Origin of the sequence: Paenibacillus sp. FSL H7-0350 (assembly GCF_038593195.1) — a bacterium.
In the GTDB taxonomy this organism is placed as follows: domain Bacteria; phylum Bacillota; class Bacilli; order Paenibacillales; family Paenibacillaceae; genus Paenibacillus_AQ.
Map to the genome: position 1 here is coordinate 4361628 of NZ_CP151972.1, position 14129 is coordinate 4375756.

The 14129-nt window shown below is 50.5% G+C and carries 16 protein-coding genes and 1 tRNA gene; 2 read left to right on the forward strand and 15 right to left on the reverse strand.

Annotated features, from left to right (window positions below):
• Positions 1 to 5: 5 nt before the first annotated feature.
• From NYE24_RS19965 to rpsF, 9 genes are all read right to left on the reverse strand, one after another.
• Positions 6 to 923: a DUF2232 domain-containing protein gene (locus NYE24_RS19965; protein ID WP_076161388.1), complete on the reverse strand. Its 918-nt coding sequence runs from the start codon at positions 921 to 923 to the stop codon at positions 6 to 8.
• A gap of 6 nt (positions 924 to 929) precedes the next feature.
• On the reverse strand, positions 930 to 1232 hold the full coding sequence (locus NYE24_RS19970) for a MazG-like family protein (RefSeq protein WP_179090524.1): 303 nt from the start codon (positions 1230 to 1232) through the stop codon (positions 930 to 932).
• 158 nt (positions 1233 to 1390) lie between these two features.
• Positions 1391 to 1816: a CBS domain-containing protein gene (locus NYE24_RS19975; protein WP_036699831.1), complete on the reverse strand. Its 426-nt coding sequence runs from the start codon at positions 1814 to 1816 to the stop codon at positions 1391 to 1393.
• A gap of 193 nt (positions 1817 to 2009) precedes the next feature.
• Positions 2010 to 3062 (reverse strand): LCP family protein, encoded by a 1053-nt coding sequence (locus NYE24_RS19980; protein WP_036699832.1) that lies wholly within the window; start codon positions 3060 to 3062, stop codon positions 2010 to 2012.
• Between the two features lie 397 nt (positions 3063 to 3459).
• Positions 3460 to 5181 carry an oligopeptide ABC transporter substrate-binding protein gene (opp4A, locus tag NYE24_RS19985; protein WP_342476516.1) on the reverse strand — a complete coding sequence of 574 codons (1722 nt, stop codon included), beginning with the start codon at positions 5179 to 5181 and terminating at the stop codon, positions 3460 to 3462.
• A gap of 230 nt (positions 5182 to 5411) precedes the next feature.
• Positions 5412 to 7367 carry a DNA mismatch repair protein MutS gene (locus NYE24_RS19990; protein WP_342476517.1) on the reverse strand — a complete coding sequence of 652 codons (1956 nt, stop codon included), beginning with the start codon at positions 7365 to 7367 and terminating at the stop codon, positions 5412 to 5414.
• A gap of 578 nt (positions 7368 to 7945) precedes the next feature.
• Complete coding sequence (rpsR, locus tag NYE24_RS19995) at positions 7946 to 8218, reverse strand: 30S ribosomal protein S18 (protein WP_036699837.1); 273 nt, start codon at positions 8216 to 8218, stop codon at positions 7946 to 7948.
• 21 nt (positions 8219 to 8239) lie between these two features.
• The gene (gene ssb / locus NYE24_RS20000) at positions 8240 to 8755 is read right to left on the reverse strand and encodes a single-stranded DNA-binding protein (protein WP_036699840.1); all 516 of its coding nucleotides are present in this window, start codon (positions 8753 to 8755) and stop codon (positions 8240 to 8242) included.
• 49 nt (positions 8756 to 8804) lie between these two features.
• Entirely contained in the window at positions 8805 to 9089 is a 285-nt protein-coding gene (gene rpsF / locus NYE24_RS20005) for a 30S ribosomal protein S6 (RefSeq protein ID WP_036699842.1), read from the reverse strand.
• Between the two features lie 247 nt (positions 9090 to 9336).
• Here rpsF and NYE24_RS20010 point away from each other — a divergent pair, with 247 nt between their 5' ends.
• The gene (locus tag NYE24_RS20010) at positions 9337 to 9534 is read left to right on the forward strand and encodes a YjzC family protein (RefSeq protein WP_036699845.1); all 198 of its coding nucleotides are present in this window, start codon (positions 9337 to 9339) and stop codon (positions 9532 to 9534) included.
• Positions 9535 to 9907: 373 nt separating this feature from the next.
• Here NYE24_RS20010 and NYE24_RS20015 read toward each other — a convergent pair.
• The 4 genes from NYE24_RS20015 to NYE24_RS20030 all read right to left on the reverse strand — a co-directional run bounded on the left by NYE24_RS20015 (position 9908) and on the right by NYE24_RS20030 (position 11581).
• Positions 9908 to 9998 (reverse strand) — tRNA-Ser (locus NYE24_RS20015).
• A gap of 76 nt (positions 9999 to 10074) precedes the next feature.
• Positions 10075 to 10287 (reverse strand): DUF951 domain-containing protein, encoded by a 213-nt coding sequence (locus NYE24_RS20020; RefSeq protein WP_036699847.1) that lies wholly within the window; start codon positions 10285 to 10287, stop codon positions 10075 to 10077.
• Positions 10287 to 11312 carry a mechanosensitive ion channel domain-containing protein gene (locus NYE24_RS20025; RefSeq protein WP_342476518.1) on the reverse strand — a complete coding sequence of 342 codons (1026 nt, stop codon included), beginning with the start codon at positions 11310 to 11312 and terminating at the stop codon, positions 10287 to 10289. Before NYE24_RS20025 ends, NYE24_RS20020 begins: the two co-directional genes overlap by 1 nt.
• On the reverse strand, positions 11309 to 11581 hold the full coding sequence (locus tag NYE24_RS20030) for a DUF3343 domain-containing protein (protein ID WP_036699852.1): 273 nt from the start codon (positions 11579 to 11581) through the stop codon (positions 11309 to 11311). Before NYE24_RS20030 ends, NYE24_RS20025 begins: the two co-directional genes overlap by 4 nt.
• Positions 11582 to 11770: 189 nt before the next feature.
• Here NYE24_RS20030 and yyaC point away from each other — a divergent pair, with 189 nt between their 5' ends.
• Complete coding sequence (gene yyaC / locus NYE24_RS20035) at positions 11771 to 12379, forward strand: spore protease YyaC (RefSeq protein WP_036699855.1); 609 nt, start codon at positions 11771 to 11773, stop codon at positions 12377 to 12379.
• Here the strand turns inward: yyaC and NYE24_RS20040 are convergent.
• Positions 12351 to 12851, reverse strand: coding sequence for a DUF4446 family protein (locus NYE24_RS20040; RefSeq protein WP_036699858.1), 501 nt, complete (start codon positions 12849 to 12851; stop codon positions 12351 to 12353). The genes yyaC and NYE24_RS20040 overlap by 29 nt on opposite strands.
• A gap of 86 nt (positions 12852 to 12937) precedes the next feature.
• Complete coding sequence (locus NYE24_RS20045; protein WP_036699860.1) at positions 12938 to 14101, reverse strand: aminotransferase class V-fold PLP-dependent enzyme; 1164 nt, start codon at positions 14099 to 14101, stop codon at positions 12938 to 12940.
• Positions 14102 to 14129: the final 28 nt, after the last annotated feature.

Consider the following 14129-nt stretch of genomic DNA (forward strand, 5'->3'; position numbering starts at 1 on the left):
TCACCCTATCGTTTCGATTTCTTCACAAGCTCCCTCAGCGGAAACGCCAGGTCTACCACACCAATAATCCAGAATCCCGGCAGAGCAATCACAGGGATTGCCAGCAGAAGAGCGATGATCTTGCTCCACTTCCGTTCATGCACCAGGAAGAAGAGGAAGCCGACGGTCTGGATCTTGAACGCAATCTGCAGCAGCGGCAGCAGATTGGCCGAGACCATTAGCATGAAGCCGCTGTCGGCACCGCCGAACAGCAGGCTGATGACCACGCCAAGCAGATAATACCAGATGAACGATCTGGCCAGTCTCCATTCCCGCGCCGGCTTCAGCTTAGGCACCGCATATTCCATACTGTTCAGAATAGGGCGGACAATGGAATGGGTAATAACCGCAATCACGAACGCACTGAGGATCAGCGTCATTGGAATCGCCTGGATCGTCAGCCAGCTCATCTGGCCAATCTGATCAGAGGAGATGGATATCTCGGACAGCAGCGGATTGCTTGCACCCATACTTGCCAGCCAGTCCGCATAGGTCTTCAGAACATCATAGACATAGTCGTATAGGTTGAACTTAAGGAACGTCGTACTGATCAGCAGGATCAGCAGGAATTCAGCTAGTATAGCGACCATGCCGGCAATCAGAGTAGAAATCGCTGAAGCACGCTTCTTGTACCATCGTCCCATCACAAGGGCCGGGATCAGGAAATAGGCCGCAATCAGGATATACATCGGGGTAATCAGACCCACAATTAGCAGAACCGGTAACAGATGCAGAATGAACTGCTTGATGTTAAGGGTCGTAAAGAGCACTATGGCCGGAATAATCATAAAGAATGTTGTAATAAGTAGTAGCGGGGTTGACAGGGATAACAGCAGCAACAGATAAGCTATGCTCCAAGCCACAGATGTCCAGCGAAATTTCAACAGTATTCACCTCTTACGCATATGTTCTTCTAATGCAGATATATCCTGGTACCATTCTTCGAGCTGATGGCCTTCCTGTCTGTGCTTTCTCAGCTTCTCCAGCAGTAAATCATCCAGCTCGCGATAAGGGATACCGAGTCTGCGCCCTAAGATGTACGAACTCATAATCAGGCTGGCCAGACTGTCGCCGACACGCGTGGTACTGCCTTCCCACAGCGCTTTGAATAACCTTGAGACTTGATCAATTACTTCCGTCTTTAACCACTCAATTACCTTGGCGCGTTTGGCCACATCCAGATCCTTCGGCACATTGGGCACTGTCTCTCTACCTCCGGCAAAAAGCATTATTCTCCATTATAGCATAAAAATTTCCGAGCCACACGGACGCCTGCCGCCCCTGAATATCGCCTTCCATCTTTCAAAAAAGGCCCGCATTCCGTTTCGCCGGAAATACAGGCCTTGGTTCCTTATAACGATTCGAGCGATTGCCGTGAGACAAATTTCTCGCAGTATTCAATAATCTGACTCCGGCGTACAATGCCGATGAACCGCTTCATGTCGTCGACCACCGGTACAAAGTTCTGGACCTTGGCCAAATTAATCAGATCTTCCATATCAGCATCAATCGAGACCGCCAGATTGTTCATCCGCAGCGGGACATCCTTAAGCAGAAATTTGGAAGCATTCTCAAAAGTGACCGCGCCGCCCGAATCCTTCATATACCAGAGCAGATCCCCTTCTGTAACCGTTCCGGCATATTCTCCGTTGCGGTTCAGGATCGGCACTGCTGTATAGCGGTGAAACTCCATCCGTTCCAGGGTCTGCCGCAGCGTGGAATCCATGGTAACACATGCGACCTCCTGCTTCGGAAGTAAAAAAAACGCAATATTCATCTCTTGATCCTCCTCAAAGAATTCCGAAGGAATGCTACTTTACCTTCCTTGCACTAAAGCCCACCGTAGTTATACGTCTGCCTACAGCAATAAGTTCCATTCCATTATAGCATGAAGACAGTAAACAGCAGCCATTAACCTTGCGGGAATGGCTGCTGTTTTTATAACGGGTCAAGAATATCCGGTCTGATCCTTACTGTACTGCGGGTGTGGCCGAAGGCTCAAGCGCATTGCCGGCCTTGCCTGGTTCAATCAGCTGGTCAACAGGTGTACTGGGATTCATCCAGTTGTCGATCAGGGCCTTGGCTTTAGTCAGATCCTCTTCGTTCACTATATCGTAATAGATCCCGTCCATCCGTTTGCCTTCGCCCATCACCGTGAAGCTGGAGATATCCATATCCTTGCCGCCCATGAACTTCTTAGCCAGACTGATGATCATTGAGGGCTGAATATCCGTTTTGAAATTGTCGCCCATGATATCCAGCAGTTCAGGGATATTGCCGATCTGGCTGATCGATAACATTTTATTCGCTACGACATCAATAAAGACCTGTTGACGTTTGGTCCGGTTGAAGTCGCTATCCTCACGGTAGCGGGTATAGTTAAGTGCCTCTTCGCCGCTGTAGTTCGACTTATTGGCCTTAATTGTGAATTTCTCATGGTCTTTGCCTTTATTGACAATATCCTTCTTGATCGGGAGCGGCACACCGCCAATGGCATCGACAGCATCCTTCAACCCCTGAAAGTTAATGGTGGCATAATATTGAATATCATGGCCGAGGAGCGCTTCCAGTGTATCCTTGGACATCTGCTGTCCGCCGAACGCATAAGCATGTGTAATTTTATCTTTCTTATTATCCTTGTATCCAATAATTTCAGTGTAGGTATCCCGGGGTACGGAGATCAGCAGAATCTTATAATCCTCCGGCCGGATCACCGCATACATCATGGTATCTGAGCGTGCGGTTTCATTCTTCCGCTGATCTGTACCCAGCAGCATCAGAGAGAACGGATCGTTTTTGAGTGCCACGGGTTCGGCCTTAACGGTTGTCGGATTTTTGGTGGTGTTATTCTCCAGAGGCACAAAGGATTCATCCGTCAGCTTCTTCTCTACCTGATCGGATAAAAAGAGGTCAAAGGCCAGCACAGCAAGCGGCTTCTGGAACAGAAACGCTCCTGCAGCAATCACCAGTACCAGAATGAGCGCAATATATCTTTTCTTTATTTTTTTAAGCTTATTCATCATTTTTGATTCCTTCTTTATGGTGGAATGTACATATTATGAACGTAATCTATTTACAATGGCCGCCTGGGCTTCCAGGGCAGTCATGAGTGGGCTGTTCTAGCTGCTGTACGCCGCCCTGCTTCAGATGGTATTATTCCCCCCTTTCCGGGATTCGGGTCGTTCTAATTGTAGAATAAACCTGGGAAACGGCTTTGACACATAAACAATATTTCTATTGTAATCACTTCACCACTAAAAAGAAACAACAAATAACGACAACTTTGACACTTAGGCCGCTTATATTCCATAAAGTATATGACGCAGCAAATGGCGTTTTGATTCTTTTTCAGGGAAAAAAATAAAAAAAAGACAGTCTGTTCAGCCACTTAACGCAGCAATCCAGACCGTCCTCCACAGTTTATTCAGTATCCTTAATCCACCAGCTCTGCGGATCGATGATATTGCTTAAAGCATTCATTGTTACCCCTTGCAGGCGCTTATTCACCGCAGTAATATCCGAGCGTTCAGCGAAAAAGATCATCGGAACCTCATCATTGATCAGCTTCTGCCATTCATAATAGATTTCCTTCCGGAAGTCCTTATCGTACGCCTTCAGGCTGACTCCTTCCCGGATCAGGTCCTCACTGCGCTTCGAGGTCCACCGGGAGTAATTCCACGAATCCGTAGCCCGCCATAAGCCCGAAGGATCAGGGTCGCTGGCCAGTCCCCACACGCCGTTGAACAGCTCCACTGCCGGATCATCCGACTCCACCGCTTCATAAAAGGCATTCAGCTCCTTCAGGCTTCCTCCGCTGAGCCGCGCATCCAGCCCGACATCACGCCAATTCTGAAGAATGGCTGCCGTCCGCGCCTCAGCCGTTTTGCTGCCGCTCATCGCATCATAGTGAATAACGAGCTTCTTGCCGCCGGGATCTTCGCGGAGTCCATCCCCGTCCATATCCAGATACCCGGCCCCATCCAGAAGCTGACCGGCCTTTTCGGGAGAATAAGGGTAGGTATCGATCTCCTCATCTGCGATCTTGGCCCAGCTGGAACTTGGAATAGGCGTCTCGATAAGCGTTCCCAAGCCATAGGAATATTTATTTAGAATCCCTTGCCGGTCAATTGCATAATACATTGCCTTACGCAGGCTCTTATCCTGGAACTTGGGATTATCCATCACCACCTGACCGTCTGTCTCATCCCAGTGTCCAAATTTGAACCCGATATATTCAAACGACATTCCCGGTGTGACCCTAATCTCTACATTATCCAATTGCCCTGCAGCCTCATAGGCATCACGCGGTAAAGCCGCCATATCGACAGTTCCTGCTTCCAGCAGAGCGGTGATATCCTTGCTGTCGATTGCCTTATAAGTAATCCCATCCAGAAGCGCTGCGCCCTTGTAATAATTATCGAACCGTTTCATTTCCACCGTCTGGCCCGGTATAATGCTGCTTACCATGAACGGACCCGTGCCAATTGGCTGCTTGCGCACCTGATCGCTGTCCATCATGTCCTTAACGGCCACTCCCTCGAAATACCGCTTGTTCATGGGGTAGGCCCACAGACTATCAATCACGTTCACCCGTGCTGAATTCATTGTAATGCGCAGCGTATACGGGTCCATCACTTTAAGCCCTGTAATTTCCTTCGCCTGGCCCTGGTGGTACGCTTCTGCTCCCTTGATCATCTCAACGCTATAGTATCGGGAACCCGTATACTCCGGGCTGGCGATAGTTTCCAGGGCAAATTTCCAATCCTCCACCGTCAGCTCATCCCCATTATGCCAGCGGACCCCTGGTTTAATGGTAAATGTGAACACCGTATGATCCTCGGACTCCTGCCAGCTGGCGATATTAGGAGCCGTGGACAAATCATCCTTCACGGTGAACATAGCCTCAGTGGTGAACTCCAGCACATTGGAATCATCTTCTCCTTCGAAGAATGCCGGTTCAAAGATACCTTGAAAAGAGGACGGGTAGCCAAAGGTCACAGTCCCGCCTGTAATGGGTTCATCGGCTGTTTCGCTAAAGCGCGCCACAACATTCTTGACGGCCGGGCTTGGCCCATTGCATGCCGACAATGCCACCAAGAGCGCAAGCGGTAGCATCAGTCTGCCGATGAGTCGGTTTGACATATATTTCTTCCCTCCCGGGTTGGATCACACAGTAATGTAAGCGGTTTCTTCACTAGATTTTACTGTAATGCCTATTATGCAGATTATGGACAATTAATTATTCCACATTATAGAGGATATACAATATTCGCTGTAATGTGAAGTCTTTAATTTATTCCGGGGCAGCCAAGAACCCTTCCGATACTAAAAAAAGCCTGCCCTGACGGGCAGACTTCAGTCACAGCAGCGCCTTAATTTTCCTCTCCCGGATGGATGATGCTCAGGCCCTCCACATGCTTTTTCCGCATCAGCTTACGCTTCTTCCGGGTCTCCTTGCTCTCAAAAATAATATCAAAATCATAATCCTCGGGATACAGCTCCTCCTTGGACAGATAAGGCTTCAACCGCTTATGGTTAATGCTCATCTTCTGCTTCTGAATCATCACTCCGACCCTACCCCGGCTGTCCTTCTTCTCATAGACAATTCCAGTGCGCCCCAGAGAGCTGACATAGACAGCATCCCCTACCGCAAATTCAGGTACCGGAGCATTCGTCTCCTGTGATGCACTGTCTTCTCCGTCAGCCGTTCTACCCGCTCTTGCGGGTATCTCAGCTTCAGCTGCTTTAGCCCTCTGTGCAGCTCTGATAGCGTCCTTCCACGGGTTGAGGCTGCCTCTGTGTCCCTGCTGCTCTGTCACAAGCTGTTTCGCCCGCTCGATGACGGAATGGATAATACCCAGCTTCTCGGCGATCTGCAGCGCGTAGCTCTCGCCAGCTTCACCAATCGTTAGCTTATACAGCGGCTGCAGAGTATTCTTGTCAAACTCCATGCGCGCATTCTCGAAGCCTGCCGTTGCCGCCGCGAAGGCCTTCAGCTCATTGAAGTGAGTCGTTACCACGATATTAGCCCCCTTTCGGTTCAGCTCCTCCAGAATCGCGATGGACAGCGCGAACCCTTCACCCGGGTCTGTACCGGCAGCCAGCTCATCAATCAGCAGCAGCACGCCTCTGCCAGCATCATAGAGCATTCCTTCAATACTCTTCATCTGTGCCGAGAAGGTGCTTAGGGACTGTGTGAGGCTTTGTCCGTCTCCGATAACGCTTATTACATTGGTGAAGACAGCGAAGTCACTGCCGGGATCAACCGGTACCAGCAGGCCGGACTGTGCCATTAATACGAGCAGACCCAGGGTTTTGAGCACAACCGTCTTACCACCAGTATTCGGCCCGGTTACGATCAGCGATTTATATCCCTGGCCCAACTCCAGACTGACCGGCACCATATCCTTCATCAGCGGGTGCCGGCCTCCATTCATCCTCACATAACCGCGTTCGTTCAGCGCAACTGGCCCCGCATCCATTACCCGGGCAACCTTCCCTTTGGCGAAAATAAAGTCATACATACCAGTTACCTCAATATTCAGCCGGATAGCGGCCTGCTCCTGCTCTAACAGCCCTGTCAGCATACTCAGGATTATTCCTTCCTCACGGGCCTCGTCAGCAGTCAGCAGCTCAATCTCTCCCTGTAATGAGGCCACCTCATCCGGCTCCACGAATACCGTCAGCCCGCTGGTAGACTGGTCCAGCACCGAGCCCTTAATTTGCTTGTGATACTCCCGTTTCACCGGGATGACATACCGCCCGCCGCGCATACTGACCAGACTTTCCTGCAAAATGGACTTGTGGCGGTTCATGATACTGTCCAGCTTCCGGTGCAGACGCTCCTTGGCAACCGCCAGCCTTTTGCGGACCCGTTCCAGCCCTTTGCTGGCCTGGTCATCGATGACGCCCAGCCGGATACACCGTTCTATCTCGTCCCGGACCCCATTCAGCTCCTGAAGCGATGCCCCGTATGCGGCGATACGCGGAGCTATCTGCTCCTTGGCGGCCATATACTTCCTGAGCTGCCCGCAGCTGTTCAGAAACAGCAAGACTGCGGTGAAATCCTGCTCATTGTACATATAGCCGGTCCCGAGCAGTGACAGCACCCATTCAATGCCCTCCAGCGAGGGAATCGGCACACTTGCTCCGCGCTCCAGCAGCTCCTTCGCTTCTTGCGCCTCTTCAAGCGCCCTGTGTATCGCTGGCAGATAGATCATCGGCTGAAGCTCTCTGACATACCTTCTTCCCTCATAAGATACCGCATGACGCATCAATTCCTGCTTAATTGTCTCATATTCCAATGTGTGCAGACTCTGCAGATTCAATCTAAGTTCCTCCTTGTATACAAGTATATTTCTTATCCTAATCAACTGCGCATAACGCAAAAAGAGGGCAAAGAACCGCCACCACGGCAGTCTTCGCCCTCTTTTTGCTGCTACTTCTTCTCTTTGCCTCAGAGTCCCGCCCCTTTCGGGAGGACACCTGAAAACAGAAAAAACCGTGCTGCAAGAGCACGGTTAATCACAAAGAGAACAATAGCCGGATCAAGAGGCCATCATGACGCTTCGCGTGTGTTCTTAACTAAATCATTCATTCCAGCAGCCCGCGGTCTAATCAGTCAGAGATGTCGCCAGGACAGACTCTAACAAGACATGCCCCTGGCAAAATCAGAGCATGCGGCGGCTTCAGCCGGAACGATATGAAATTGCTTAGTTAAGAACGCTCACCAACATCAATATTTCCCCTTTAGTTATAGGATACCTGTAATTTACTACATCTGGAATCCATTTGTCAATTATAGGTGAAGCAGTTCATCACCCAGGTAATCCCGTTTTTATCGTCCTATAAATTCTATTTAAAAGAAAAAAAGCAGCCGGCATAGCCGGCTGCTTCATAAAACGTCCTATTCTGTTGTGTAAGGCAGCAGCGCGATTTGACGCGAGCGCTTTACAGCAATAGTCAGAGCGCGTTGGTATTTTGCACTTGTACCAGTTACACGACGCGGCAAAATCTTTCCGCGTTCGCTGATGAACTTCTTAAGAAGCTCAGTGTCTTTATAATCAATGTGAGTAATCTTGTTCACAGTGAAATAGCACACTTTTTTACGCTTGTTGCGTCCACCACGACGTGCCGGTCTTTTGTCGTTGTCCGCACCTTCTCTTGGTTTGAAAGCCATGTTCAGTTCAGTCCTTCCTTATTAAAATGGCAAATCATCGTCCGATATATCGATCGGTTTTCCATCGCCCGAAAAAGGATCTTGGGTATTGTTGTTACGCGAAAAATTATTGTTACTTCCATTTCCGCGAGCACTGTTCCCGCCGTTACCGCCGCCACCGAAGGCTGGCTCTTCAGGCATACTTCCACCACTTGATGCATTTCCGCCTTCACGGCTCTGCGCGGATTCCAGGAAACGGACATTATCGGCAATAACTTCAGTAACGTATACACGTTTGCCTTCGTTATTCTCGTAATTCCGTACTTGGATGCGTCCTTCCACGGCTGCCAGTCTTCCTTTGCGCAAGTAATTGGCACAGGTCTCAGCCAGCTGTCTCCAGGTTACTACCGGGATAAAGTCCGCTTCGCGTTCACCGTTCTGGCCCGTAAAGTTACGGTCTACGGCAAGCGTAAACTGTGTTACGGCAACACCAGCAGGAGTATAACGAAGTTCCGGGTCACGGGTCAACCGACCGATCAGAATGATACGGTTCAACAATTAGGTCCCCTCCTTAATAGCGCGATTCGTTACAAAGCTTGTCAATATCTTAGGCAACGTCGTTCGTAATGAGATAACGAATTACTTCGTCAGAAATCTTCATGATACGCTCAAGTTCAGTAACTACTGCAGGTTCTGCACTGAAGTTAACCAAAACAAAAACGCCATCACGATGCTTCTTGATCTCATACGCAAGACGGCGTTTACCTTGCACGTCGTGCTTTGTAATTTCTCCGCCGTTGGAGATGATGCCTTGGAATTTTTCGACTGCTGCTTGAACGGCTTCTTGTTCAATGTCAGGACGAATAATGTACATGACTTCATATTTGCGCATAATTTTCACCTCCTTATGGTCTGCGGCCCCTGATCAGGTCAGGAGCAAGGAACGAGCACAAACATAGACTCGCACCAAATCAATATACCAAACCCAGCAGAGGATTGCAAGTTTTATTAATACGTACCAGATGCTGGAGCCCAAGAAAAAACTGTTGCCGGATTCCGTAAGAACCCTAGAGTAATCCCTCAACGTCAGGGCCACAATATAACAGCTTCATCATTCGATAACAGGAGGTTATTCACCAATGGGCGAACAGACTGAGTATGAAAAGGGCGACAAAGCCCCCAACCCGGGCGTTTACACCGAAGTAGGCGAAGCGCGGAGCTTCCACACGGAGATTCAGAATCCGAAGCGGATCACAATGGAGAAAGGCGACACCTTCCCGGAGACCACCAACCAGAACCGCAAGTGGAAAAAGGTCGAGAAAGCCCGTGTCCATTAATTTCAGCAGCCAGGTATAAAACACTAAATGCTGCACATACTATACCCAGGCAGTACAAAAGAGAGGTGTGGTTCCGTTGAACGTCGAAGACGAACACGATCACAGGGATTCTGAATTCAGCAGCTATCGTACCCGGGGAGAGTGAAGCTGGCTCTGTAAAAAGGAGTAACAGCTTTGGCATTACCCTATCGCAGTAGTAGCTATAGACAGAGATATCCGAACGTCATTGATGTACTGCCTCTGGAAGAGAGACCTGCGAAGGTCTCTCTTTTTGCGTTCTCTCTATATAAGGCTGAACAATGAAGTATTTAGACACAAAAAAGCCCCCGTATCAGAACGGAGGTCTCATCATTTAAGAATATAATTGCTGAAGTGGCGGAGAGGGTGGGATTCGAACCCACGCACGCTGTGACACGCCTAACTGATTTCGAGTCAGCCCCCTTGGGCCTCTTGGGTACCTCTCCGCAGCAAGAATTATCATATCATGCCAAGCTCACAATTGCAAGCGTTATTCATTTACGCTTCGCTTCCTGCGCCAGCTTAATCATTCACTGCTCCACTATCCGCTGAATGTAGGACCTTCTTGAGATTCTTCTCGAATTTGGCGCGGGGAATGAGGACGCTGTGCTGACATCCGGTGCACTTAATCCGGATATCCATTCCCATACGGATGATCTCCATCTCGTTCGTTCCGCACGGGTGCTGCTTCTTCATCTGCACAATATCACCCAGCCCGAATACCTTGCGTTCCATTACTCTTCCCCCTCCTCTGCCTCTTGCGCAGCTGCCATCTGCCTTCTTGGGCTGGCCTCCTGCTCCTCACGGGCTCTGCGGGCTGCCTCTGCGCGTTCCTGCTCACGAGCCGCCTCAGCCTCCCTCTCCGCCTGCTCACGCGCCTCTTGCTCGGCCTTAGCGGCCTCCAGGGCACTCTGCTTCTCCAGAGCATGCTTGATATCATTCTGAATCTGCCGTTCGGCGGCATCTCTGGCATTAGGCAGGCAATTCGCCGCTATGCGGATGACATACTCAGAGGTGCTCATCGACTGAATTCCCAGAATATTAGGGTAGGCAATGACACTGGAGCTGCGTTCCTCGATGCCCTGAAGCGCCTCGCCGATTAGGGACAGAGTGGCTTCGAGCCCGCGTTCGATTTTGACCGGAACATCAACTACAGCCAGTGCATTTGCCAGCGAATAATTCGTCACATTAACAATCGTGCCGTTAGGAATGATGTGTACCTCGCCCGTAGCACTTACCAGTCTGGTCGTTCTCAGGCCAATCATCTCTACCGTTCCCTTATAAGTCCCGCTCTGGATAACATCCCCGACTGCAAACTGATCCTCAAAAATAATAAAGAAGCCCGTAATCACATCTTTGACTAAACTTTGTGCGCCGAACCCTATAGCCAGCCCGACTACCCCTGCTCCAGCAAGCAGCGGCTTCAGATCGAAGTTGAACTCCGACAGAACCAGCAGAATCATGGTGAAGTTACAGAAGAAGGTAACCACATTCTTCATCAGTCCGCCAACTGTAGAGAAGCGCCGGTTATTGACTAATGCCCTCCCCCTCGTCTCCCGCTCAAGAGACCGGTCAATCACATTGGAGACCACTTTGATAATCACCCGGGTCAGAATGAAAATTAGCAGAATCCGTATCCCGGCAAACAGCACCGCGGCCCACATATCCGCATTGCTTAGCCAGTCCCATACCTTATCCTTGAAGCGCGCAGCTTCCTCGAGGGCTTCTCCGCTTGTTGTCTCGAGCAGCCAGTTATTCATCTAACCCCTCCTTCTTCCCCTACCTCTATATAACCGTCTCCCTCAGCAGCTTTGGCATAGATCCCGCGGATCTCTATACTTTGCTCTGCTACAATGACCCGCACCTCTTCCAGTGCACTCCGGGAGAATTGAATCGACATCGCACAGCCGGCAGTGATCTCCTTGGGCGTAGGGAAGATATCGATTTCAATCTCCGCATATTCAAGCAGCATCTCGGCGCGCAGCGCCTGCTGGGTCGAATCAAACGCTATCAGCAGTTCCTCCTCCACACTCCACGCCTCCCCTGGGCTATTGGTCCTATCTATTGCCGCCATAGTATAAAAAACCACTTCCATCCATATACTAGGATCATCAGAACACGCTCCCGCGGACGTAAGCCTTGCATAATCAGCAGCCTGACCGCTTATTCAGCTGATTTTCCCGTGATTTGCAGTCGCTGCCTCAGAAAGGACGATTATATGAATTTCTCTTCCAAAGCTCCACCACTACAAGAACCATCTTGTTTAAAAATATCACATGCCGACCCCAATATCTATTCTGCCATTACCCACCGTCTGCTGTTCCACTTTTCGCGCACCCGTCCAGATACGCCCATTGTCATTATCTGCGTGGGCACAGACCGCTCGACCGGCGATTCACTTGGCCCCCTGGTCGGCACGACACTGGCCCGCTTCCACAGTCCGCTGTTCCATCTCTACGGAACGCTGGAGGAGCCGGTACATGCCATTAACCTGGAAGAGACAGTTAACCTTGTGTACCAAAAGCATGCCAACCCGTTCATCATCGCCATTGACGCCTGCCTCGGCCAGTCCACTAGCGTTGGCTGCATCCAGGTGGTTGAAGGTCCGCTGCGTCCCGGCGCAGGGGTCAACAAGCAGCTTCCCCCTGTTGGCGATATCCATTTGACCGGCATCGTTAATGTGGGAGGATTCATGGAATACTTCGTATTGCAAAACACCAGATTAAGCCTGGTCATGCGCTTGTCGGATATTATTTCATCCAGCCTGTACTCTGCCTTGAAGCAGTGGAACCTGCATGCTAGATCTGCTGCAACGCGAGAGCAATAACTTCCTTCTCCTCCGGTGACAGAGCATAAGGGGACTCTCCCTTTTCAATCGGCTTTGCATAGATATATGAGTTCTCGCGGTTGTGCAGACTGCTCAGCACAATTCCGCTATGGTTGTCATCCAGAATGGCAAGCGAGAAGCTCAGGTCATTACCTCGTTCTCCAAAAGCATTATAGCGCTTCATGGCCACCTTCGACTTCATGCCGCGCATTTTGGTATGTGCCGCTTCAAGCAGCGCCTTCTGCTCCTGCTGAGTCTCCTCCAGCATGTCCCCCTGATTCTTCAGGTTGACCAGCAGATTCTCCAGATCCTCGATTCCATTCCCGCTCATCATGGCTTCATACCGGCTGCGCATTTTACGAAGCTTGGCACCCTGGACGAGCATCAGAATGGCCATCAATATGATTACCCCGGCAAAGCTCATGATGAATGCCGATAAATACTCGTTTATGATTTCATTTAACTCCGACATGTTGAATCATCCTTTATACAAAAATAAGAATTCCCACGCTGCAACGATACCGACCTGTATAATCCACCTGAATCCTTATTCACTTATTAGCTTGAGTGTGATACGCCATACATTTCCTCCATGGCTAACAGCAGCCGCTGAACATCCGCTTCCGTGGAGCTTACTCCCACGCTCGCCCTTACCGCTCCGCTATCCAGAGTGTCCGCTGCTTGATGGGCCAGCGGTGTACAGTGCATTCCTGCCCGTACGGCAATCTGGTATTCGCGGTCCAGCCGGTGGGCAATATGCGCCGACTCCTGCCCCTCTACAACAAAAGCCACAATCCCACTACGCGGAGCGCCTGGCGCTGGACCCAAAACCCGCATGCCCGGAATAGCAGCTAGGCCCTCCATCAAGAGCTGTGTCAGCTTCCATTCCTGCATATGAATCTGTTCCACTCCCAGTGCCTTAACCGCCTTCACGCCAGCCAGCAGACCGGCTATTCCAACGGCATTCTGTGTCCCTGCCTCATAACGGTCCGGACGAACATTGGGCTGCTCGCTATTCTCCGACTGGCTGCCAGTCCCTCCATGCATCAGCGGCTCCAGATCCAGCCCAGGAGAGATATACAGCCCCCCGGTCCCTTGTGGACCGAGCAGCCCTTTATGTCCCGGAAATGCCAGCAGATCAATATTCATGGCCGCCACGTCAATAGTAAGCGCCCCTGCACTCTGAGCTGCATCAACCAGGAATACAGCCCCATGCGATTTCACAACATCGCCGATATCCCCAATCGGCAGAATACTCCCCAGCAGATTGGAGCTATGATTGCAGATCACCATTCGGGTGTTAGGACGCAGAGATCGCTGAAGCTCCTGAAGGTTGATTTGGCCCTCGCGGTCTGCCTGTATATAATCGACTTCAATCCCGATGCTCCGGCGCAAATACTCCAAGGGTCTGCGCACAGAGTTATGCTCCGTCATCGTTGACACGACATGATCTCCTGGTTGAAGTGTACCCTTAATAGCCATATTTAGCCCCATAGTTGTATTATGAGTGAACGCAATATCCTGGGCATTCGCTATACCAAACAACTCTGCCAACAGCATTCGTGCACGAACCAATACCCGCCCCGTACCGATAGCCAGTGAGTGGTTGCCCCGCCCAGCATTAGCCCCTGACAGCTCCAAGGCCTCCACCATTGCTGCAGCCACCTCCGGTGGCTTGGGCCACGAAGTGGCTGCGTGATCGAGATATACCAGTTTCTCCATCTTCCACCCTCCTTCTTTTCGATTTAAA

What these genes read in the sequence shown, in the direction of transcription:
- NYE24_RS20020 (WP_036699847.1), bottom strand. Translation starts at nt 10,287, where the DNA reads ATGGAACGCAAGGTATTCGGGCTGGGTGATATTGTGCAGATGAAGAAG.
- rpsF (WP_036699842.1), bottom strand. Translation starts at nt 9,089, where the DNA reads ATGCGCAAATATGAAGTCATGTACATTATTCGTCCTGACATTGAACAA.
- NYE24_RS19980 (WP_036699832.1), bottom strand. Translation starts at nt 3,062, where the DNA reads ATGATGAATAAGCTTAAAAAAATAAAGAAAAGATATATTGCGCTCATT.
- NYE24_RS20045 (WP_036699860.1), bottom strand. Translation starts at nt 14,101, where the DNA reads ATGGAGAAACTGGTATATCTCGATCACGCAGCCACTTCGTGGCCCAAG.
- NYE24_RS20025 (WP_342476518.1), bottom strand. Translation starts at nt 11,312, where the DNA reads ATGAATAACTGGCTGCTCGAGACAACAAGCGGAGAAGCCCTCGAGGAA.
- NYE24_RS19975 (WP_036699831.1), bottom strand. Translation starts at nt 1,816, where the DNA reads ATGAATATTGCGTTTTTTTTACTTCCGAAGCAGGAGGTCGCATGTGTT.
- rpsR (WP_036699837.1), bottom strand. Translation starts at nt 8,218, where the DNA reads ATGGCTTTCAAACCAAGAGAAGGTGCGGACAACGACAAAAGACCGGCA.
- yyaC (WP_036699855.1), top strand. Translation starts at nt 11,771, where the DNA reads ATGAATTTCTCTTCCAAAGCTCCACCACTACAAGAACCATCTTGTTTA.
- NYE24_RS20040 (WP_036699858.1), bottom strand. Translation starts at nt 12,851, where the DNA reads ATGTCGGAGTTAAATGAAATCATAAACGAGTATTTATCGGCATTCATC.
- opp4A (WP_342476516.1), bottom strand. Translation starts at nt 5,181, where the DNA reads ATGTCAAACCGACTCATCGGCAGACTGATGCTACCGCTTGCGCTCTTG.
- NYE24_RS20010 (WP_036699845.1), top strand. Translation starts at nt 9,337, where the DNA reads ATGGGCGAACAGACTGAGTATGAAAAGGGCGACAAAGCCCCCAACCCG.